Annotated in this window: 18 protein-coding genes and 1 pseudogene; 14 read left to right on the top strand and 5 right to left on the bottom strand. The window is 37.3% G+C overall.

The window, feature by feature from the left end; all coding sequences use genetic code 11:
• The first annotated feature begins 176 nt into the window (after positions 1-176).
• Entirely contained in the window at positions 177-626 is a 450-nt protein-coding gene (locus ACF8D3_RS09390; RefSeq protein ID WP_286941107.1) for a hypothetical protein, read from the top strand.
• 41 nt (positions 627-667) lie between these two features.
• On the opposite strand, the gene ACF8D3_RS09385 is transcribed toward ACF8D3_RS09390, so the two are convergent.
• Positions 668-1,165 (bottom strand): hypothetical protein, encoded by a 498-nt coding sequence (locus ACF8D3_RS09385; RefSeq protein ID WP_286941105.1) that lies wholly within the window; start codon positions 1,163-1,165, stop codon positions 668-670.
• 109 nt (positions 1,166-1,274) lie between these two features.
• Here ACF8D3_RS09385 and ACF8D3_RS09380 point away from each other — a divergent pair, with 109 nt between their 5' ends.
• From ACF8D3_RS09380 to ACF8D3_RS09365, 4 genes are all read left to right on the top strand, one after another.
• Entirely contained in the window at positions 1,275-1,817 is a 543-nt protein-coding gene (locus tag ACF8D3_RS09380) for a GNAT family N-acetyltransferase (RefSeq protein ID WP_286941102.1), read from the top strand.
• A 177-nt stretch (positions 1,818-1,994) separates the two neighbouring features.
• Positions 1,995-2,444, top strand: coding sequence for a hypothetical protein (locus ACF8D3_RS09375; RefSeq protein ID WP_004881255.1), 450 nt, complete (start codon positions 1,995-1,997; stop codon positions 2,442-2,444).
• A gap of 161 nt (positions 2,445-2,605) precedes the next feature.
• Positions 2,606-3,835, top strand: a complete 1,230-nt coding sequence (gene apbC, locus ACF8D3_RS09370; RefSeq protein WP_019385095.1) for an iron-sulfur cluster carrier protein ApbC — start codon at positions 2,606-2,608, stop codon at positions 3,833-3,835.
• Positions 3,836-3,983: 148 nt separating this feature from the next.
• The gene (locus ACF8D3_RS09365) at positions 3,984-4,859 is read left to right on the top strand and encodes a 5'-methylthioadenosine/S-adenosylhomocysteine nucleosidase (RefSeq protein ID WP_075316059.1); all 876 of its coding nucleotides are present in this window, start codon (positions 3,984-3,986) and stop codon (positions 4,857-4,859) included.
• Between the two features lie 28 nt (positions 4,860-4,887).
• On the opposite strand, the gene ACF8D3_RS09360 is transcribed toward ACF8D3_RS09365, so the two are convergent.
• Positions 4,888-5,445 (bottom strand): DUF2062 domain-containing protein, encoded by a 558-nt coding sequence (locus tag ACF8D3_RS09360; protein ID WP_004881250.1) that lies wholly within the window; start codon positions 5,443-5,445, stop codon positions 4,888-4,890.
• A 327-nt stretch (positions 5,446-5,772) separates the two neighbouring features.
• On the opposite strand from ACF8D3_RS09360, the gene ACF8D3_RS09355 reads away from it, so the two are divergent.
• The 7 genes from ACF8D3_RS09355 to ACF8D3_RS09325 all read left to right on the top strand — a co-directional run bounded on the left by ACF8D3_RS09355 (position 5,773) and on the right by ACF8D3_RS09325 (position 15,381).
• On the top strand, positions 5,773-6,366 hold the full coding sequence (locus ACF8D3_RS09355; protein ID WP_075316058.1) for a LysE family translocator: 594 nt from the start codon (positions 5,773-5,775) through the stop codon (positions 6,364-6,366).
• Between the two features lie 106 nt (positions 6,367-6,472).
• Positions 6,473-7,042, top strand: coding sequence for a dCTP deaminase (gene dcd, locus ACF8D3_RS09350; protein ID WP_004881246.1), 570 nt, complete (start codon positions 6,473-6,475; stop codon positions 7,040-7,042).
• 245 nt (positions 7,043-7,287) lie between these two features.
• A complete protein-coding gene (locus ACF8D3_RS09345; protein ID WP_286942616.1) occupies positions 7,288-8,595 on the top strand; it encodes a hypothetical protein in 1,308 nt (435 codons plus the stop codon).
• 153 nt (positions 8,596-8,748) lie between these two features.
• Positions 8,749-10,878 carry a hypothetical protein gene (locus tag ACF8D3_RS09340; RefSeq protein WP_286942618.1) on the top strand — a complete coding sequence of 710 codons (2,130 nt, stop codon included), beginning with the start codon at positions 8,749-8,751 and terminating at the stop codon, positions 10,876-10,878.
• 10 nt (positions 10,879-10,888) lie between these two features.
• Positions 10,889-11,632: a hypothetical protein gene (locus ACF8D3_RS09335; protein WP_286942620.1), complete on the top strand. Its 744-nt coding sequence runs from the start codon at positions 10,889-10,891 to the stop codon at positions 11,630-11,632.
• Between the two features lie 35 nt (positions 11,633-11,667).
• Positions 11,668-14,238, top strand: coding sequence for a DUF6160 family protein (locus tag ACF8D3_RS09330; RefSeq protein ID WP_286942622.1), 2,571 nt, complete (start codon positions 11,668-11,670; stop codon positions 14,236-14,238).
• A 93-nt stretch (positions 14,239-14,331) separates the two neighbouring features.
• On the top strand, positions 14,332-15,381 hold the full coding sequence (locus ACF8D3_RS09325; protein WP_392471237.1) for a DUF6160 family protein: 1,050 nt from the start codon (positions 14,332-14,334) through the stop codon (positions 15,379-15,381).
• Positions 15,382-15,415: 34 nt separating this feature from the next.
• On the opposite strand, the gene ACF8D3_RS09320 is transcribed toward ACF8D3_RS09325, so the two are convergent.
• Positions 15,416-16,339, bottom strand: coding sequence for a tRNA-dihydrouridine synthase (locus ACF8D3_RS09320; RefSeq protein ID WP_286990066.1), 924 nt, complete (start codon positions 16,337-16,339; stop codon positions 15,416-15,418).
• Positions 16,340-16,419: 80 nt separating this feature from the next.
• Positions 16,420-17,229: an inner membrane protein YpjD gene (locus ACF8D3_RS09315; protein ID WP_392471236.1), complete on the bottom strand. Its 810-nt coding sequence runs from the start codon at positions 17,227-17,229 to the stop codon at positions 16,420-16,422.
• A gap of 147 nt (positions 17,230-17,376) precedes the next feature.
• Between ACF8D3_RS09315 and ffh the strand changes: the two genes are divergently transcribed.
• Entirely contained in the window at positions 17,377-18,783 is a 1,407-nt protein-coding gene (gene ffh, locus ACF8D3_RS09310) for a signal recognition particle protein (RefSeq protein ID WP_004881228.1), read from the top strand.
• Positions 18,784-18,941: 158 nt separating this feature from the next.
• Positions 18,942-19,530 (top strand): annotated as a pseudogene (locus tag ACF8D3_RS09305) (RBBP9/YdeN family alpha/beta hydrolase).
• Here the strand turns inward: ACF8D3_RS09305 and ACF8D3_RS09300 are convergent.
• A complete protein-coding gene (locus ACF8D3_RS09300; protein WP_392471234.1) occupies positions 19,500-20,243 on the bottom strand; it encodes a pantothenate kinase in 744 nt (247 codons plus the stop codon). The pseudogene ACF8D3_RS09305 and the gene ACF8D3_RS09300 sit on opposite strands and share 31 nt — an antisense overlap.
• Positions 20,244-20,247: the final 4 nt, after the last annotated feature.

Genomic DNA, 20,247 nt, shown 5'->3' with positions numbered 1-20,247 from the left:
CAAGGCAGATGATTTTACATGACTTAGGACAGACTTGCACAAATGAATCAGGGAAATCTTTTAATCCTATTGTGATCTCATCGTTTTAAGACTTCATGCAATCTTCACATTGGCTTCAATCAAAGCACATTTGTTTGATTGAGAATAATTACAATATCAAAGAATGGAAAATAAAAATGAGATCTTGGTCTTTAGTCTGTGCATCATTGGTTGCGAGTTTGGTGTCTGTTTTAAGTTTTGTTATTCCTTTCTGTGTATTTTTATATGTTCAGCAGGATCATGTGACACGCCTAGCGAGCCGAGGATTTGAAGTTATGGTCTATCTGACACCGATTTTATGGCTAATTGGCTTTATTGCTTACGCTATTGTATTGGCGGTATTGAAGTTGCCGAAAAAGATTTTCGATCTTGTTCAAATTTTAAAATCGGGCTTGGTTCTTTTTATTGTGTGGATGTCATTCGTTTTAATGATTTTTTTAGAAGCTCAAGTTGATCAGACTGATGTCTCAGTATTATTTATTGGTTTGATGGTTTATTTTGCACTTTTGTTTTTAATGGTTTTGGGATGTATGAGTGCGAATGCTTGTTATTTTGTGCTAGAGAATAAAAGGAAAGAGATATTCTAATCTGTATTAAAACTCAAGCCTAAAACATGTGCCCCGAAGGATCACATGTTCTGCATTTGCTTAACCGTCACACTCTGCTTTGAGTTTTTTCTTAAAGAGATGATTTTCCCTTTAGATAAGAAATGAATGTGATAGCTCTTTAAGCTATTGGTTTTAGGATCAACTGTAATTTCAGCAAATAAAGGCGTTTGCCAAAGTTCATCACTGCCCAGCGTCCCTAACCAAGCTTGCGCTTTGATTGCAGCGGTAAATTCATCTTTAATTTCTAAATTGCTGATGCTGAGTTCACTGCACCAATGAACAGTTTTTGGGAACTCAACTTTAGAAAATTTCCAACAAATCGAAAGCGCTAAACTACTTTCAATGCCAGCATAATCTTTACTTTCATGGTGAATGACTGGAATCAGTTGTTCAGCCAAATCTCCTTCAAACGAAAGAATCATATTTTGGATTCTTCTTTTACTTGAAAGGATGTACTTCAAACGCTTTTCTTGAGCTTGCAGTTCATTTTGAATTTCTAAGAGTTCATTTTCATTCATATATACAGTTCTATAGACAAGGACTATGATTTTGATATGAGCAAAAGTATATCTGATCTATCCCCTTATATTGTTAATAGTTTTTAATTCATAATTGATGGTTCTAAAAATGATCGAAACGCCTAGACTGATTTTGCGCCAATGGTTGCCAGAGGATTATCCGTACTTTGCTCAGATGAGTGCGAATCCCAAAGTGATGCAGTATTTTCCGAAGTTACTGTCACGCTCTGAAAGTGATGCATTGATTGATAAATTCCACGACATCATTGATCATCAAGGTTGGGGATTTTGGGCGATAGAATTAAAAGCAACGCATCAATTCATTGGCTTTGTTGGTTTACATGAACAAGCAACACAGTTTTCATTTTCGCCATGTGTAGAAATCGGTTGGCGTTTAGATCATGCGTATTGGGGACAGGGCTATGCGACGGAAGCGGCTCAGGCTGCTTTAAAATTTGCCTTTGATCAATTGGCATTAGAAAAAGTAGTTTCATTTACGACTTTCGAAAATACCAAGTCTCAATCAGTCATGCAAAAGCTCAATATGACATATGTGAAAGACTTCCAACATCCAGCTTTGGCAGTGGATCATCCTTTATCTTGGCATGTACTTTATCAAATAGAAAAAGATGATTTTTTGCTGAGTAAATGACAATTAGATCTTGTTTTGTAAAGCTTTAATGTGGAAGTGTAGTGATCGGAAAAGTATTTGAATCTTCCTGTATTTGCTTTGTTTCAATTTGCAGCGAATAGCGAAAACATCCTTTAAACGCGTTATAAATGAGTCTGATCCAAACAATATGTTTTTTAGCTATAGTGAGGAATGAACATGACAAACGAAAAAATTGATGAATTAAAAACTCAAGCAAATGAATTAGGTAATGATCTGAAATACAAAGCGAAAGAAGCTCAGTTGCAAGGCGAGAAAGCCGTAGATGATTTAAAGCATTCAGCTGAGGAATTGAAGCTGAAAGGTGAAAAAGCTTTAGATGACTTGAAGAAAGATGTATCTGAGCAAAACGAAGAAGGCAAACAAGCATTTTCAAGTAAAGTAGATGAAATCAAAGCCAAACTTGAAGATACACAACACAATGTTCAAGATAAGTTTGATCATTTGAAAGAAGAAGCTGGTCATAAGTTTGATGATGCAAAAGCAAAAGCTGCTGAATTGAAAGATGAAGCCTCTGCGAAATTTGATGATCTCAAAGCTCAAGCAGGTCATAAGCTAGATGATCTCAAAAAAGCGGCATCAGACACATTGAATAAATTTAAAGGCTAACCTTAATTTATTTTTATTAATGTTTTCTCAAGCTCATATTCTGGAAATACATAGGCTCTAAAAAATGAGCAATTATCTTTCTGGATATGAGCTTCAACTTTCTAATACTGCTACACTAGCCACACTCAGTGATACGTTGATCTGTTTTTGGAGTAAACAAAATGTCGTGGCTTTCTTCCTTAAAATCTGTTTTTTCACCAGCACAAGAAGTGAAGGAAGATGATATTCAAACTGTTCTCCAAAACTATGTTTTACCTAACTCTAGCAACGCTTTAAAAGATCGCATTAGCCAAGTGAATGTAGAAGGTCGGGTGTTACAGCTAACGATCAATACTTATCCTGAAGAAAAAGATTATTTACAACAGATCCATGATGATCTCGCTGATGCGTTAGAGAAATGCGGCATTCAAGAGTTGAATCTACATATTATTCAACAGAAACATGCAGCTCATGGCGAAGCAGGGCACAGTTGTTCATCTAAGCCAAAAGCTGAAAATAGCAATCTTCCACCTGTGATGGATGCATCTCCAAAAGCAGAAGTTGATCCAAACAATCCACCGATTCAAAAAGCAGCACCACAGCAACGTGATGTAGCGGCGCATCCTCGTATCCAAAATGTGATTTTGGTGTCATCAGGCAAAGGCGGTGTAGGTAAATCTACAACAACTGTAAATCTTGCACTTGCATTACAAAAGTTAGGTCTAAAAGTAGGCGTTTTAGATGCTGATATCTATGGGCCGAGTATTCCAACGATGTTGGGTAATGCAGGTAGAACACCGCTCATCGAAAATGAAAATTTTGTTCCTATTGATGCCTATGGCATGGCGGTTTTGTCGATTGGACATTTAATTGGTGCACATAATACACCTGTCGCTTGGCGTGGGCCGAAAGCAACAGGGGCATTAATGCAATTGTTTAATCAAACCCTTTGGCCTGATTTGGATGTGCTTGTAATTGATATGCCACCTGGTACAGGTGATATTCAACTTACACTGGCGCAACGTATTCCAGTAACAGGCGCAGTGATTGTAACAACCCCACAAAACGTTGCACTTATGGATGCAACTAAAGGTATTGAGCTATTTAATAAAGTTAACATTCCCGTGTTAGGTGTGATTGAAAATATGTCTACGCATATTTGTTCTAACTGTGGTCACGAAGAGCAAATTTTTGGTACGGGTGGGGGTGATCAGCTTTCTGAACAATACGAGATTCCATTGCTCGGACGTTTACCTTTGAACGTTCAAATTCGTGAAAATGCCGATAACGGTAAACCAAGCGTTGTTGCCCAAGATGAGGCAGCAGATAGTTATATGAACATAGCACAAGCCGTTATGGTGCAAATGGATAAATTACCCAAGCGCCAACGTGATGATAAACGCATATTTTAAATGACCTAATAAAGCCCAGCGAATAAAGCTGGGTTTTTACTATTTGATTAAAAAAGTTATTTATTTACTTGTTTTAAAATAATTTATAAATCTAAAAATTGGTATACAGATTGCTTGTAAGCTATTTTTACAAGTCTATAGGCAAATCATGTTGTTTAAGCGAATCATGGCTATCACAAGCGTTTGTAGTGCATTAATTCTTGGTGGGTGTAATGATAATAACAACCAATCATCTAGCTCATCATCTCCCCAACTAAAGCAAATACAGCCAATCATTATACAAGGTGCCTTGCCTGTAGAGTCTGAAAGCATGGCTGCCAAACTAGATAATGTAAGTATTGAAACCATTGGTGGTTGGAAATTTTGGAAGGGAACATATAAGAGTTATCCCGTCATTATTTCTAAAACTCGAATGGGCATGAGTAATTCGGCTGCTGCGACCGCAATTGCAATTCAGCGCTATCAACCAATTGCTATCATTAATCAAGGAACGTCTGGTGGTCATGATCCAGCATTGCATGTATTCGATATTGTCCTAGGCAAATACACAACCAATATCGGTGCATTTAGAACGCCTAAACAGCCTGTTGGTGGAGGTTCAGACTCACTGACGTGGAATGAAGCATTTGATGTGTTACCCGATGATGAATCAGATCCTGAGCCAATTGCGATCAGAAAGTTTGAAGGGGATGGCGACTTACTTCTTGCTGCTTATAAAGCCAAAGTGAACTACGCAAAAGGTCAAGTTGTTGAGGGTACGATTGGCTCCGCAGATGTGTGGAATAATGAGCTTGATCGAATTAATTTTTTCCATACCCGATATGGAACTTCTGTTGAGGAGATGGAAGCGGCTTCTGTTGCACAGATTGCTCAACAATTTAATGTTCCATTTCTAGGTATTCGTATTTTATCCAATAACATTACCAATAATGGAGCATATGATCCTGCGACTGGAGAGGCGTGTCAGGATTATGTTCTCGATGTGGTCGAACAATATATGAAAGCGAAAAGTCAAACGAATTAATTGTTAATAGAACAATAAGGAGGGATTGTTAAGCGGTCTCTTCTTTTTGATATTTAGTTCTTTTTTTCCAGCTTCTAATGACAAGAAAACGCCAAATAACATGGGTAAGAACATAGAAAATAATTGCAAATAATATGGCTTCAATCACTAAACCAGACACTAAAATTTTCGCTAAACTAAAATCAATATGACCATGACCGAAGTTTTTAATCCAATTTACGATTTGGTGAAGTACACCGAGTAGCATTTCTTTATTGATCATGTTGACATGATAGATCTTAGTACCAAACCAAAAGCCTAGATAGAGAATGGGAACCACTGTAAAAGGATTGGTTAACCAAGCCATGCAAAGACCGATTGGTAAATTTACCTCAAACCAAAGAACAGTCAATATAATAAATAGACTGTGAAATGGAACAGGAAGAATTCCCCAAAATGTTCCAATAAACATTGCTTTTGCAATCGAGTGGCGATTTACGTACCAAAGTAATGGATTTAAGGTTTGTTGACCAAAAATTCGCATAAACTTAATACTTGCAACCTTTTCAGATGAAGGTAGCCACTTATGAAAGAATTGCTTAGGCATAAAGAAATGGTGACATAAGATAAAAGCATGATCGCTGTATGATTATAAAATAACATTATTTGCTTAGATAAAACTTAAAAATTTTTCAGGGTCATTATCTTTATAAAATATAAGAAAATTTTCAAAGTAATCTTTACATAGACGTTTTATTAAACACCTTTAAATAAATGACTATTGAGTAGCTTTTGCTTGAAATTCATAAATATGAAATAAAATAAATAGTTGGTAAATGATTGAAGCAATAAGGATATAAGTGCTTACAGTTGTTTTTTTGCTATAAATTTGTAATTGGATTAATCTCAAATAATCCTTTAGTGAGGTCATTTGATGATTTCATGGTTTTTTATTGGTTTAGTTATAACCATATTATTTACTCCCGGTCCAACAAACACTCTGCTTGCATCTTCAGGTGTACAAGTTGGTATCAAAAGATCACTTCTACTTATCCCAGCAGAAGCGATAGGCTATATTTTGGCAATTACGGTTTGGGGTTTATTCATAGGTAAAATTTCAGCAACTTTGCCTTTAGTTCCAGCTTTTCTTAAGTTGATGAGTGCAGCATATATCTTATATCTAGCTGTGAAGTTATGGCGTACTGCAAACCAACATGTGGCATTAAATCAGCCCACGATTCGACCACGTGAATTGTTGTGCGCGACATTGTTAAATCCCAAAGCTCTTTTATTCGCATCAGCAATTTTTCCAGCTTTAGCATGGAAAGACCAAGAGGTTTATCTCTTACATATAAGTGTATTTGTAGGCTTGATTTTGCCGATTGCATTATTTTGGATTTATGTTGGGTCAATGTTAGCTACCAATAAAGTAAAATGGTTATCACAGTCTAAGTTACAACGCACAGCTTCGGTAATCTTGGTTAGCTTTTCCATCCCAATCAGTTATTCCGCACTAATTAATTTATAAACGATATTGCAGTATTCATAGCAACAGTCCTGAGCTGTTATTTTCATTGTTGCTGTTTTGCGTTAAAGTAGCCGCCAATCATTCATTAAGATTTTGGATAAAAGTCATGGCAATAAAATCTGATCGTTGGATTCGTGAAATGAGCGAAAAACACGGCATGATTGAACCTTATGCAGAGAATCAAGTTCGTTTCGGAGAAAACGGAGATAAGTTGATTTCTTATGGGGTATCTAGCTATGGCTATGATGTTCGCTGTGCGCGTGAATTTAAAGTTTTCACAAATGTGCATTCTGCAATTGTTGATCCAAAAAACTTCGATGATAAAAGCTTTATCGATATTGAGTCTGATGTTTGCATTATTCCACCAAACTCATTTGCTCTTGCGCGTACAATTGAATACTTCCGTATCCCACGCAATGTTTTAACTGTTTGTTTGGGTAAATCAACTTATGCGCGTTGCGGTATCATTGTAAATGTAACACCTTTAGAACCAGAGTGGGAAGGTCACGTAACACTCGAGTTTTCAAACACAACAAATTTACCAGCGCGTATTTATGCGGGTGAAGGTGTCGCCCAAATGCTTTTCTTTGAAAGCGATGAAGTGTGTGAAACATCATATAAAGATCGTGGTGGTAAGTACCAAGGTCAAACAGGTGTGACTTTACCTAAGACTTAAATTAAAAAACCCATCATTTGTAAATGATGGGTTTTTTAATACAATGATTTTTAAAAATTCTTCATTCATCATAATAATTCTTCAGACGAATGAAGCTAGCAATTAATCAAAAATAAGATACAATCATTATAATTTGATTTGTTTTTGTACAGGATCACGGAAATTACTACGGCTATAAGTGAGTATTTGATCAAACAGAAACAAGTAATAAAAAGAACATATGGAAGTTTAACACGGAGGTCGTTATGCGGCGGTTTAAGTCTCTACATTTTGCTATGTTGGCGTTGGGTAGTGTATGCCTAAATTCTGCCTATGCGTCCTCCGAAGGTTTGCAGAGTCTGAGTGATAGTGAGATGTCTGCTACAACAGGGCAGGCATTGATGAGCCTATCCTATATTTCTCCAAATGATACGAATAGTAACACTAGTTATAACGGTAATATGGGTTTTTATCGGTTAGCTTTAGATGCACAGCTTGAGCTTAATGCGAATATAAAGAAGCTGCAGCTTGGTTGTGGAGGGGTTAATGGTGCTGGAGCTTGTGATATTGATATTGATTATTTGAGTTTGAGTGGTGGCACTGTAGATAGTACTCGAGATGAGCGAGCTTCTACTTCTGCCATCATTACAAACCCTTTTTTAGAGTTTGCTATAAAAAATCCAGATTCAGCATCTACTCGTGAAATCCAAGGATTTCGATTAAGTGCAAAATCACTAGATGGACTATTGACCTTTGGCTTAGAAAATGGAGATGCCGCTACAGGAATCAATTCTTTGAGTGGTTATATGGTGACAAAACCTACAACGGGTACAGTGACTACTAATCCTTTTTATGGTATTACCCAAGCAGAAACAAATACTGCTATTACAGGTCGAGCTACAGTCATTGGAAATGGGTTCACTGCACCATTTACATCTAACTCGTATAATTTGAATTTGGGTGCAGGATCGGGTAGCTTAACAATGGGACAACAAACGATCACTGGTAAGCGAATTTCTTCTGTGAACTTATTGGCAGATGCAACGGTAAGCGGAATTGCTATTAGTGGTACAATGAATGCAACTGCCTCCCTGCTGGGTATACCTGTCGCAATCGCTGGTGATGTCAATGGAACAGTAAATAATTTAAGTGTAAAGGCAACTATTAATCAAAGTCTAGGTTACTTTCACGCAGCACAATTAAATGGTTCTGCGGGCTATTTAGGTGTGCAGGGGGTAAATATTATGTGGCCAGACGCAGCATCAGTAGCACAAACAGGTTGGTGGCTAGAACTTACAAACCCAATTGATATTGGGCAGATTACACCTTCGGGCAATGTTGAAATTGCGATGCCAACTATTGTAGAGGCCTTGGGTAAAGTGAGTGAATATTTAAACCAAGATGGTAACGCTGTGGAGTGTGGTTTTTTAGCAACTAGCTGTTTGGCTGGTACGCTAAATGTTGGTCCTGTCGATTTAGCAGGTGCAACGCCAGCGTCAATGACATTAACGAATATTGTATTACAGAAGCAAACTTTTGCGCCTAACTGTTATGGCACATTAAAGTTTTGCTAAGATTGAGATTTGATCATATTCTAGCCTTAAGTTAGGCAGGAAATTCTGATTTGTCCCTTGTAAGGTGAAAAGGAATAGATCACCTAGAAAAAACAAGGATTATGAAAGAAAAATAAATATGGTGCAAAGCATCGTGTAAACAGGAAAGTCAAGATGACTACACTTAATTATACGGTAAGGTTTAAAAAAACCGTTTTAGCAAGCTTAGTTGGTTTTTGTTCAAGCCAATTTAGTTTTGCATTTGAGGAATTGTCTGATGCTAGTTTGAGTAATACAACTGGTGAAGGCATTGCAATTTTACCACAAAATACTTACATGGTTTTTCGTGGAGCTGGTCCGAATGAGACTATAACTCAAATTTTGACTGACAGAAGTAAAGATACGGGATATATCAACTATATGCCTGTGGGACCTCTGAGCTTAGCTGCCGCTGACACCAGTGGGAACGGTACTATTGGTGCGGAAGACCATGCAGTAGGTAAAGCAGATTTGTTTTTATACGGTTTAGCTCTATCTAAATCGGATGGTAATGCAAATACTCGTATTGCAACATCAGAGTCTGCAGCTACGATCTCTAGTTGGGGAACGGTGGCTAATCCTTGGGTGCTTAAAGCTCAAACAAATAATAACGTTCCGAATTTCAATAAATCGGACAATTCTGTTTATCCAGTAACTTACTTGTCCTTGGAGGCGCCCTTATATCAACCAAGTATAGATGGTACTGAAGGCTTAGATGCTTATAATTTGAAATTAGGTGTATGGGCAGATGCTTTTGTTAGAAATCCAAATGTAAGTAGTACTATTACTGATGGTTCTCAATTTCAATATGGTTCTACAAATGGAATGATTGGAACAATTGACCCTAGTCGAGCAAACCGACTGCGATTGCAAGGCGTTATCAATGGATTTAGTGTGAATGGTAGTCAGTTAAGTTTTTTCCAGACATTAAATGGTGCCACAGCAATAGATGGAATGAGTCCTTTTTATAATAATACACTAGGGATGTCTGGCTTAATACGTTTGAATACAGGAAACAGTCAAAATACTTCAATAATTACTGAAAACGTAACGAATTCGAGTCAAACTTATGCTAATGGTGGTACCAATAATGGATGGCAAGTGGTTCATGCTGGAGCAAACTCGACGTTAAGCACGTCAACGACAGGCGACTGTAATAATACATCTAGTACATCTGCATTAGGTGTTGGTGCTGGATGTCGATATTATGTTGAAAAGAGAACTCGTACTGATTCCATTACATCTAATAAGACGCGAAGTAATTTTAATGATACTAGTAAGGTGCTGAGATTAAGTACTAGAGAGACTTCAGACTCTCCAAACCGAGCAAATAATTTATACACGCCAGCCCTAGATTCTACAAATCCTATTGCACCAAATTTTTCAGATAATGAAGGGTTATATTTATATTACCCAAATATTAATTTAGTTTTAGGTAATCTTTATCAACCTGTTATATTAGGCTCAGATGGAAAAAACTTTAGCATAGAGTTAACCCGTGTTACAAATAAGCCTGCAATATATAAAAAGATTTATACAGATTATTTTAATACAAATAATGGTTATGAAGGTTCGACTTGTAATGTTTATCAGTGCGATAACGCAACACATAGTAGCATTAGTATTGGTACCGCTTATAGTCCTGATGGTGGAAAGACATTATTAGCTGATAAAAGTGAAGGAGCTGTTGGTGTTTCATTTGGTCGGGTTATTTCAACAGCAACTCAGGTTTCTGGTGCAACAGCTGGTTCAATGGTTAATTTAGCAAACACGGTATCAGGGACTCGCTCAACAACAATGACGGAAGTGCGTTATAAACAACGACAACAGAATGTTGAGTCTTGGAGACAGAAGTATAGTTGTGGAGCTCTTTGGGGAAGCTGTTCTGCTACCCCAGGATACTTATATCAATGGGAATACAATCAAGGTAGCGGGAATTGGGTGATTATTGATCCACGAGTCAAGCCAAATGATGCGGCAACTTGTTCAGGTGGAATCGCTGGATGTACTAATACTTCTGGTACTACACCAATGTATGGAACTATAGCAAATCGGAATTGGGCTAATTCTTCTGCTTGGCTAACTGCCAAGAATGTGACACTTGATGGATTTATTGGTGCAGGAAATGGAACAACTGGTTATGTTATGCCTTCTACGAATCAGGCGCCAGCTTTGGCAAATATAGGTCCATTAAATAACCTCGGTTCTGCTGTTATTGATGGCTTATTAATCCAACATCTCAAGCTAACAACGAAAGGTTTATAAGGAGACTGTGATGATAAAACATATTACCATTACTCTTTTATCTCTTGTTACTAGTGTGGCTTATGCTGATCTTGAATCTTTAGATAATCTTGAGCTTCAATCTATTCAAGGTCAGGCTGGCGCTGATATCTCTCTATTGATGTCACTTAATCATACAAATACTTATCAGTTTGATGATGGTATTGGTGGAGTTTGTGATAAATCCGCTGCCAATAATACAGGATTAGGTTATTGTCATTTCGCTTTATCAATTAATAAGCGTTTTGTAAAAAATGGCTTGGCAGTTAGTGATCCAACGCAGGCTAATCCAGCGAATCGATTATGGTTAGTTTTCAAAGGTATACAAGGAACTATTAATTTACAGAAAATGGGCTTAGATGGAGTTGATCTAGTTTATAAAACAGATGGAACAAATAGTTTTGATAAAATAAAACCTGCGATGCAATTTAGCTTTGATGCGAGTTTACCTATTTTAATTCGTAATTTAGGTTTTAATGCTTTATCCATTGAGCAAGATAATTTTACAAGTTACATAGATGCGACTGGAAAAGTAGTTGAAAATGTAACTGGCTCAACTCCTGCACAAGATTATGGTTATTTAAAAGCAACTACTTATACTTCAGCGACTGCTCCGAACTCAACTTATGATGTTGGTAAGGAAACTGGTTTTATGGGGTTGAAAATGAATGGTAATTTAGCATTGCAAGGTAATATTAAGATGTTTAGTTGTGATAGTAGTCATCCCCGTTGTTAATCTGAATATGAAACAAATTTCAAAGGATTGAAGAGATGAAGAAAAATAAGAAGATGACAGGTTTTGTAATGACGACTTTGGCAGTAAGTCTAATGTTAGCGAGCCATAGTGCATTCGCTTTACAAAGTTTAGATGACCGTGCTTTGAGAAGTGTAAATGGTCAAGATGGTATTCATATTTCTACGTCTTATGATGCTGTAGATGTTCAACAGTTCTATTGGCAAGATGATGCTGGTAGAGGCAGTAGTGGTGCTACAAATTCAAAGTTAAGAGCGATAGCAGAAGGTTTTAAAATTAGGCAAAGTAATGCCTCATCTTTAACGTTAGGTACCGATTACAAAATAAATATTGGGAGTGAAGCTGGAAAATCTGGGCTAGATTTAGAGTTGTCGAGTAACCCTTCTTTAATTACTGTGGATTCATTCAAAGTTTGTGACACTGAGGCAGCAGCTCGTTGTAGTGATCCAATTGGTACTTTAGGTATACAAACAAGTTCGCCAATAGGCCTTACTTTTCAGACTAGAGATGGATTGTTTAGTAAAACAAGCCAATCTAGCTTGGTTCTTGGTTTAAAAAATATAAATATTTATTTAGGGCAAGTAGATGTAAATAGTCAGTTAAACCAGCTTATTCTTAAGAATTTAAACTTCAATTTCTTAGGTAAAGGTGTCATGTATGTTGATGATAAAGAAGGAATGCGAATTCAAACGAATGCTGTTGGTACTTCAAATGCTTTAATAAGTGACAAACCAAGTTCTAGTTTAGGTTATGTAGATTTTACAAGAGTTGAAGATAGCGGTAGTGCTGCTATTACGGCACAATCTTATAAGAATAGTTCAAATAAGGCGACCAACGCTGGTCTGAACTTAGAATTTATGATGAATAAAAACGTAAATAATACCAATAATAATACTAGATATGCAGTAACAGCTGATACAAAAAGCCCTACTGGTGCTGTGGGGTTAATTCGAGTAGGCGCAAGTGGCCGAATGGTTAATGGTTCATTACAAGTACGAGGCATTGACAGCGGCACACTTTCAAGTCCTATTATTGCTACTGGACAATATGGAAACCCTAATAACACAAATATTTTAGGAACTGCAAATAACGGTGCAGGTACCTCTAGTTTAGGTGGAAATATTATTGGAAGTTCTGGTATTGGATTTCGCATGAAAGCTGATTTTACTACTGATAGTGATATGATGCTAGACACGAACATGGATGGGGTGCTTAGTGCGGCTGAAAAAAGCAACGCGACAACATTGGAGATAGGTGGAGCTGGTCTAAACACATATGGTTTTGAGTTTGGTAACTTAACTGGGTTGCAATCAGGAACTCGTGGCTCTTTTGATAGTGGAAATGTTTATATCAATTTAGTAGATACAAAATCAGTTTTATTACCAGCAAATTACATGTTCCAAACAAGTCGTTTTGGTGGTACTAGTGGTAGTTATTTAACAAGCGCATCAGACTATACCCAGAATATTCATACTGGCACAAGTAACACCAATCCATATAGTATGCTAATTGCGATACGCGGAGCAGAGTTCCAAGCTATTTCTAGGCGTGGCCGGTTTACAAATAGTGCAACTTATAACCCAGCTTCTGGATACCAACCAATCATTGAGCACGACGGTTCTAATACTACAACTAATAAGTTAAATACATGGGGTTTAGCTTTACCTTTTTATAATTTGAATGCGAATTTGGCAATGTACGGAACAACTGCCGATGCTTCAACAGTATATACTTATGATATGAGTGGGAATAAAGCGGTGGTAGGTACTGGTCAAACTCCTCGTTTAGGTTTCTCTTTAGCAATGAGTACAGATGGTATAGACCGTAATGGTAGTTTTGTTGCACAAGGAAATAAAACCACATCAATTTTAGTGATTGATGGTGGAGATAATGATAATAACAGTGCCAATGGCATTCAACCTACAAATTATTATATGGGGTTGCGCAATATAGATATGCTTCTAAAAGGAGGGGGAACTATTGGGGTCGAAAAAGGTAGTTTAAATCTTAGTTTAAAGGATATGCTTATTGTAATGTCTGCTGAATTAGCCGCAGGTTATTTGCCTGGGTCGAAATATAAAACTTGTGCTCAAAATGCAAGTGCAATAGGTTGTGCTAATGGCAGTACCGCGCCATCTGATAATTTTGCTTTAAAGGATGATGTGTTAGTCGGTTTGAAATTGCGTTTAGGTGGAAATATAGATTTCTCTCTTATTCCGAATAGTGAATATAAGGAAGATGGTACTGGTAACAGTTTGAATATTGTTGGTAACTTGGAATTGACTGGATCAAATAATACGATTCAAATTAGTGATCCTATTGATGGTTCTACACTAGGTTTAGATAATTTAAGTGGTAACATTGCATTCAATAACGCTATTGTTATAGGTCGTCATAGTTCTGGTGAGGGGATGGTAAGTTTTAATACAGGGCTCACGTTCAACCCAAACCGTTCAACTGATGGGGTTTTTAGAGCTCGGGACATTAATTTATATCCGCCAACAACTGGTGCAGGAGCAAGGTTGGGTGAAATGGTACTTACAGGTGGTCGGTTGAATAGTCAATTGGGTATTATTCCACGAAATTAGTTATTGTTTTCTGATTTTCTACGCATTGTTATGGTGTTTTTCTATGCTAGAATATTGGTTGTTATTTAAGCGCTTGTCTTAAGGATTAGGACAATGAAGAAAAAGAATATTTTAGGATGTTTATTGTTATTGAGTCCTTACTCGATGGCAATGCAACCAATGGATGATCAGAGTTTATCTTCTACTGTTGGGCAAGACGGGATAAATATTTCTGTAAATAACTCTAAGGTCGAGTTTAATCAGATTAGCATCATCGATACCGATGGATTATCAAATAATAGCTATACATCATCAAACTACACTAATCGTGCAGGTCTGGTTATAGCTGGGATTCCTGGGCAGATACCAGTTACAGCCTCTAAACCAAATCCCGTAGCGATTGTAGGCATTGATTCGAGTAATGCAGATACATCATTACCTACAATTAATGCAAGTATTGATACTGATAAAGGTAGTGGTACAAATGGAGCATTTGCAAATATTGGATTGTCATTTAGTGGAAATTACACAGGATTTAGAATAAAGCCTTTTTCAATATATACAGCTGATGCGAATAATTTATCTAGTATTAGTGGTAGTTCTTATAATAGAAAATCAATTTTTGATATTTCTAGTGCAATAAAATTGCAATTTGGTGTTAAAGAGCTGCTACGAGTAAAAGATAATTTTGATATTAAATTTGTTGCGTCGAATAAGCCTACTATGAATATCCAACTTGGGGCTGCTCCCCAAGGGAAAATGATAATGTTTGGTGGGGCAATTGATTCAATTTGTGGCACTGGTACAGGTTGTAATATGATGCTTGTTTCTGATTATTCGACGCCAGGTGATTCAACGACTACACCTGTAGGCGCTAGTTTTGATTTACAGTTTAAAGCAACAAATAGTTCAACAGGTTTTAGGCTAAACGGTTTCTACGCTGGAATAGAAGCGCCGACAAATACAGAGGCTGGCGGTATTGTGTTTGGAAATTCTAGTAAAACCGATGAATTTGATTTAAGTTTAAACAACGTAAAACTTGGTAATACAATAGGTACACTTGATCCAAATATTTTTAATGGATTGCAGAATAACTCAATCGGAAATATTGGAATGAAAGGAGCTTCCATCACTAATCTTCAAATGAAAATTAGTGGTATGTAAATTTAGAATAAAAAAGGGAGATGCTCTCCCTTTTTTATATTAAATAATCAAGAATTTTATCTAGCTGCTTCTCTTTTTTTACTTTTCCCCATAGCTCTTGTGCTTCTGGATAAGCTTTAGTCATCATCCCCAACCATTGTTTATAACGGCCAATCATTCCGATTTCTGTTTTATATTGACCACTCAAGAAACGTTGCTGTAATTCGACTAAATCAAACCATGAAAGAATTGCTTGGTCTTTATTTTGGCGGATACACAAAGTTAAATCTGGTGTGGTTACTGCACCGCGACCAATCATTAAGTCTTGGCAATGAGATTGTTCTAAACAGGCTTTGGCGTCTGCATTATTCCAAATCTCGCCATTTGCGATGACATTAATTTTTAATGCTTTGGTAATCGGTTGAATTTTTTCCCAATAAGCAGGAGGTGTATAACCATCTGCTTTGGTTCTAGCATGTACAGTAAGCCAACTGGCACCTGCATCTTCAATGGCATGTGCATTGTCTAGAGTGTGATCTTCATCTAAATAGCCTAAACGCATTTTTGCAGAAACTGGAATGTGCTTTGGAACAGCATCACGTACAGCCTTGACGAGTAAATGGACGGTTTCTGGTTCATCAAGCAGAACTGATCCACCACGATGTCGATTCACTGTTTTAGCAGGGCATCCAAAGTTTAAATCAATTGCAGGAGCACCTAGCTCAACGACTTTTGCTGCATTAGCAGCAAGCATGTCTGGATTGTTGCCAAGAAATTGTACATGTACAGGCGTGCCAGCTGCGGTTTTACCGCCATTTTTCAGTTCTGGACAAAAGCTATAGTAGATGTGATCTGGCTGAATGCTATCAGTAATACGTATAAACTCGGTCACGCACCAATCAAAACTGCCAACATGGGTGAGCACATCACGCATGATTGGATCAGTAAGACCTTCCATCGGAGCGAGTACAAGTTTCACGATTTTTACCTAAATAAGCGAAAACAGCGTTATACGCATTTTAATAAAGTCTGTCTAGTTTTTATGATTAGTGAAAAAAATTAGCGACCTAAAATCATTTCTAAAACAAATTTACTGCCGATAAATCCAATCGCGAGCAAGATAAAACCCGTTATGGTAAAGCGAATTGCCTTGCGCCCACGCCAACCGAATTTGTAGTGGCCAATTAATAGAGCACCATATAAAAACCACGAAATAATACTGAATGCAGTTTTATGTGCGAGATGTTGTGCGAAGAAATTATCGATGGTAAAGAAGCCAAATAGCAAGGCAACAGTTAAAAGTCCAAAACCTGTAATGATTAAGTCAAATAGCAGGGATTCCATCACTTGAAATGGAGGAAGTAAATTGACCCAAATTCTTCTTTTTTGTTTTTTCTTAAGCTCACGATCTTGAAACCATAGTAGTACAGCTTGAATCGTCGCCATTAACAAAACTGCATAAGCAGAAAGCGATAAAATAATATGAAAATCAAGACCAACGCTATGTTGTTCAATCACTTGATTGGCTTGACTGAATGCATAACCTAAAATTAAACCAATAGCAGCTACAGGTGTGCCAATTAAATTTAATGGTAAAATCGGTCGAATCAAACTTAAAACTAAACTTAGCGCAAGCATTAAGCCAGAAGTAAAAGAAATAAGATTGAACACATCATAATTGACACCAATCAGTGTCACCATATCTTGATAAAGAACTATCCCGTGAAGAGCAAGCCCCAAGACGACGATAAGACCATAGCACCAAATATTTGGAGTACGTTTTGACATTAAATGGATAAACAGATACCAAAAAGAACTGGTATATGCGACCAGTGCCAAAATTGTGTAAACCAAGGGGAGACTGATCATGTCAAACCTTTTTTAGGAGGATGAATAATATTCACCATATAAGATATAAATTCGCTTCGAACTACAGTATCCTATAGCATTCTATGCATAAATTTTCTATTTTAAGAAAGATTTTTTTGCAACTAGCCATTTTAAGCGGATTTCGCAATGTTTGATACCTTAACAGAACGACTCACACAGAGTTTAAGAAATGTTACTGGCTCAGGGCAGCTGACCGAAGACAATATTAAAGATACCTTACGTGAAGTACGTATGGCACTTCTTGAAGCCGATGTGGCGTTACCTGTAACTCGTGAATTTATCGCGAAGGTTAAGGAAGAAGCACTCGGTCAGGAAGTTATGACTCAGCTTTCTCCTGGTCAGGCATTTGTAAAAATTGTCTATGATGAACTCACCAAGATGATGGGTGAGGCAAATGAGACCTTAGATTTAAGTGCAAAACCTCCTGTTGTTGTATTACTTGCTGGTTTACAGGGTGCTGGTAAGACGACAACTGCCGCAAAATTAGCGCGTTTCTTAAAAGAACGTCAAAAGAAAAAAGTGATGACCGTTTCTGCTGACGTGTATCGTCCAGCGGCAATTAAGCAGTTAGAAACAGTTTCAAATGATGTTGGTGTTGGTTTTATCCCATCTGAGGCTTCTGAGAAGCCGATTGATATTGTGAATCGTGCCATTGAGCAAGCGAAAATTCAGTTTGCTGATGTCTTGATTGTCGATACAGCAGGTCGTTTACATGTCGATGAAGACATGATGGACGAAATCAAAGAGTTACATGCAGCGGTTAAACCAACAGAAACATTGTTTGTTGTCGATGCGATGACAGGTCAGGATGCTGCCAATACTGCAAAAGCTTTTAATGATGCTTTGGCTTTAACTGGTGTGATTCTCACTAAAACTGATGGTGATGCCCGTGGTGGTGCAGCACTTTCTGTTCGTGCAATCACAGGCAAGCCAATCAAATTCTTAGGTATTGGTGAAAAACTTGATGCATTAGAGCCATTCCATCCTGATCGCGTAGCGCAACGTATTTTGGGTATGGGTGACGTCCTTTCTTTGGTCGAAGAAGTTGAACGTAAAATCGACAAAGAAAAAGCCGAAAAAATGGCGAAAAAATTGCAAAAAGGCGGTACCTTCAACTTTGAAGATATGCTGATGCAATTTGAGCAAATGAGCAAAATGGGCGGCATGATGGGCTTCTTGGACAAGTTGCCTGGTATGAGTAATGCGGGTATTCAGGACGCGATTGAAAAAGCAAATCCTGAAAAGCAAGTTAAGCGTATGGAAGCGATTATTCAATCCATGACGGTTAAAGAGCGCCGTAACCCAGATTTAATGAATCCAAGTCGTAAAAAGCGTATTGCTGCGGGTTGTGGTATGGATGTTGCTGAAGTCAATAAGCTGATCAAGCAACAAGCACAAATGGCGAAAATGATGAAGAAGTTTGCGAATCCATCTGGTATGAGCAAGATGTTGAAATCATTAGGTAATATGCAAAAACAATTTGGTGGCGGAAATATGGGACCTCTATTTGGTAATAATGACCAAAAGAAATAATCTCTCTTCCATTAAAAAAGGTGCTTTAAGCACCTTTTTTATTTGAATAATAAAGTGTGTTTGTATGAAATTAATACAAAATATCTACATTAAAATAGAATAAAAAGAATGAAAATTAAATTTAAATATATGTTTTATATTAATAAATAGTGTTGAGTATGTCACATAATTTAAGCGGTAAAGTATTTATTATGCATTCTGAGAATGCTGACCCCGAACAAGCACTGGTATCTATGGTTGGATCATCAGTTAAAACGCTTAGGTGTTGATGTAGAGCGTATTTTTTTGGCAGATGCAAATCATCCTGATGCTGAGGTTTGGCAGACTTGTCTTGAAGCACAATGCAATAATTTAAATGATCAGAGTATTGTGATTGCACATGGCCTTTCATGTCTCGCAACAGTGCGGTTTCTAGCAAAAAAGTTGCAACAGACAAATATAAAAGCAGGCTTATTTTTAGCAGGATTTAACGAGCGAGTGCCTCAACATCCTGAATTTGATGCTTTTGTTCAAGCGTTTAGTTTTGATAGTGGGATATTAAGAGCGAATATCTTGCGGCGTATTGTATTCTTTTCGAGTAATGACCCAGTTGTTCCAGTGCCATTAACTTTTAAATTTTCACATATGTTAAATGCCCAGTTGATTGAGGTTGCTCAAGCAGGGCATTTCCGTGCTGAGGATGGCTATGCTGAATTTCCTCAATTATTGGATATTCTTCAGACCTTACTCAAAGCCGAATTAAACTGAACATAGTGCTTCAGTCCTTTGAGTAATAGATCTGTTTCAACTTGAGGTTGATAGTGATTTAAGAATTTAGCAAATAAATGAGCATCGCCACCTGTGAGAATAAGATGTTTAGGTGACTGCTGCATAATTTGATTAATGGTACTAATCAAACCCAATAAAATTCCATGATGAACGGCATCAACCGTATTATGGCCAGGATCTAAATTATCGAAGGCAGAATCTGGAATTTTAATTCCTTTAGTATTCTGAATCAGGGAGTCTCGTTGTAAGTATAAATTTGGCAGAATATAACCACCTAAATGCTGAAAGCCTTCAACTAAATCAATTGTTAAAGCCGTACCGCACCCGATAATACAAAAGTTTTGGTCAACTTTCGCCATCGCGAGCACTTGTAACCAACGGTCAATTCCCAATTGGCTCGGCACATCATAGCCACATTTCAGACCTGCATATTCAGCATGTACTTTGGCAAAGATCACAGGGATATTTAGAATATCTAAAATAAATTGAATACGTTGATTATTTTCAGGATCTAAAACAGAGGAAATACCCACGCGACTGAGATTTTGATGACGGAAGTGTTGTATGAGTCCAAGCAATAAGTCAGCTGGAGACTGTAGATGTAACTCAGCAGCATGCTCAATTACTTGATCTTGTTCAGTGATCCAGTATTTTAAGCGTGTATTTCCAATATCGAGCCATAAGCTTTTCATAACG

Source organism: Acinetobacter sp. YQ_14 (assembly GCF_043102985.1).
GTDB lineage: Bacteria > Pseudomonadota > Gammaproteobacteria > Pseudomonadales > Moraxellaceae > Acinetobacter > Acinetobacter venetianus.
Note: the sequence above shows the minus strand (reverse complement) of the source record. Positions and strands in the feature narration are given on the sequence as shown.

Coding starts and splice junctions, on each gene's coding strand:
- ACF8D3_RS09390 (WP_286941107.1), top strand. CDS start 177: ATGAGATCTTGGTCTTTAGTCTGTGCATCATTGGTTGCGAGTTTGGTG.
- ACF8D3_RS09385 (WP_286941105.1), bottom strand. CDS start 1,165: ATGAATGAAAATGAACTCTTAGAAATTCAAAATGAACTGCAAGCTCAA.
- ACF8D3_RS09380 (WP_286941102.1), top strand. CDS start 1,275: ATGATCGAAACGCCTAGACTGATTTTGCGCCAATGGTTGCCAGAGGAT.
- ACF8D3_RS09375 (WP_004881255.1), top strand. CDS start 1,995: ATGACAAACGAAAAAATTGATGAATTAAAAACTCAAGCAAATGAATTA.
- apbC (WP_019385095.1), top strand. CDS start 2,606: ATGTCGTGGCTTTCTTCCTTAAAATCTGTTTTTTCACCAGCACAAGAA.
- ACF8D3_RS09365 (WP_075316059.1), top strand. CDS start 3,984: ATGTTGTTTAAGCGAATCATGGCTATCACAAGCGTTTGTAGTGCATTA.
- ACF8D3_RS09360 (WP_004881250.1), bottom strand. CDS start 5,445: ATGCCTAAGCAATTCTTTCATAAGTGGCTACCTTCATCTGAAAAGGTT.
- ACF8D3_RS09355 (WP_075316058.1), top strand. CDS start 5,773: ATGATTTCATGGTTTTTTATTGGTTTAGTTATAACCATATTATTTACT.
- dcd (WP_004881246.1), top strand. CDS start 6,473: ATGGCAATAAAATCTGATCGTTGGATTCGTGAAATGAGCGAAAAACAC.
- ACF8D3_RS09345 (WP_286942616.1), top strand. CDS start 7,288: ATGCGGCGGTTTAAGTCTCTACATTTTGCTATGTTGGCGTTGGGTAGT.
- ACF8D3_RS09340 (WP_286942618.1), top strand. CDS start 8,749: ATGACTACACTTAATTATACGGTAAGGTTTAAAAAAACCGTTTTAGCA.
- ACF8D3_RS09335 (WP_286942620.1), top strand. CDS start 10,889: ATGATAAAACATATTACCATTACTCTTTTATCTCTTGTTACTAGTGTG.
- ACF8D3_RS09330 (WP_286942622.1), top strand. CDS start 11,668: ATGAAGAAAAATAAGAAGATGACAGGTTTTGTAATGACGACTTTGGCA.
- ACF8D3_RS09325 (WP_392471237.1), top strand. CDS start 14,332: ATGAAGAAAAAGAATATTTTAGGATGTTTATTGTTATTGAGTCCTTAC.
- ACF8D3_RS09315 (WP_392471236.1), bottom strand. CDS start 17,229: ATGATCAGTCTCCCCTTGGTTTACACAATTTTGGCACTGGTCGCATAT.
- ffh (WP_004881228.1), top strand. CDS start 17,377: ATGTTTGATACCTTAACAGAACGACTCACACAGAGTTTAAGAAATGTT.
- ACF8D3_RS09300 (WP_392471234.1), bottom strand. CDS start 20,243: ATGAAAAGCTTATGGCTCGATATTGGAAATACACGCTTAAAATACTGG.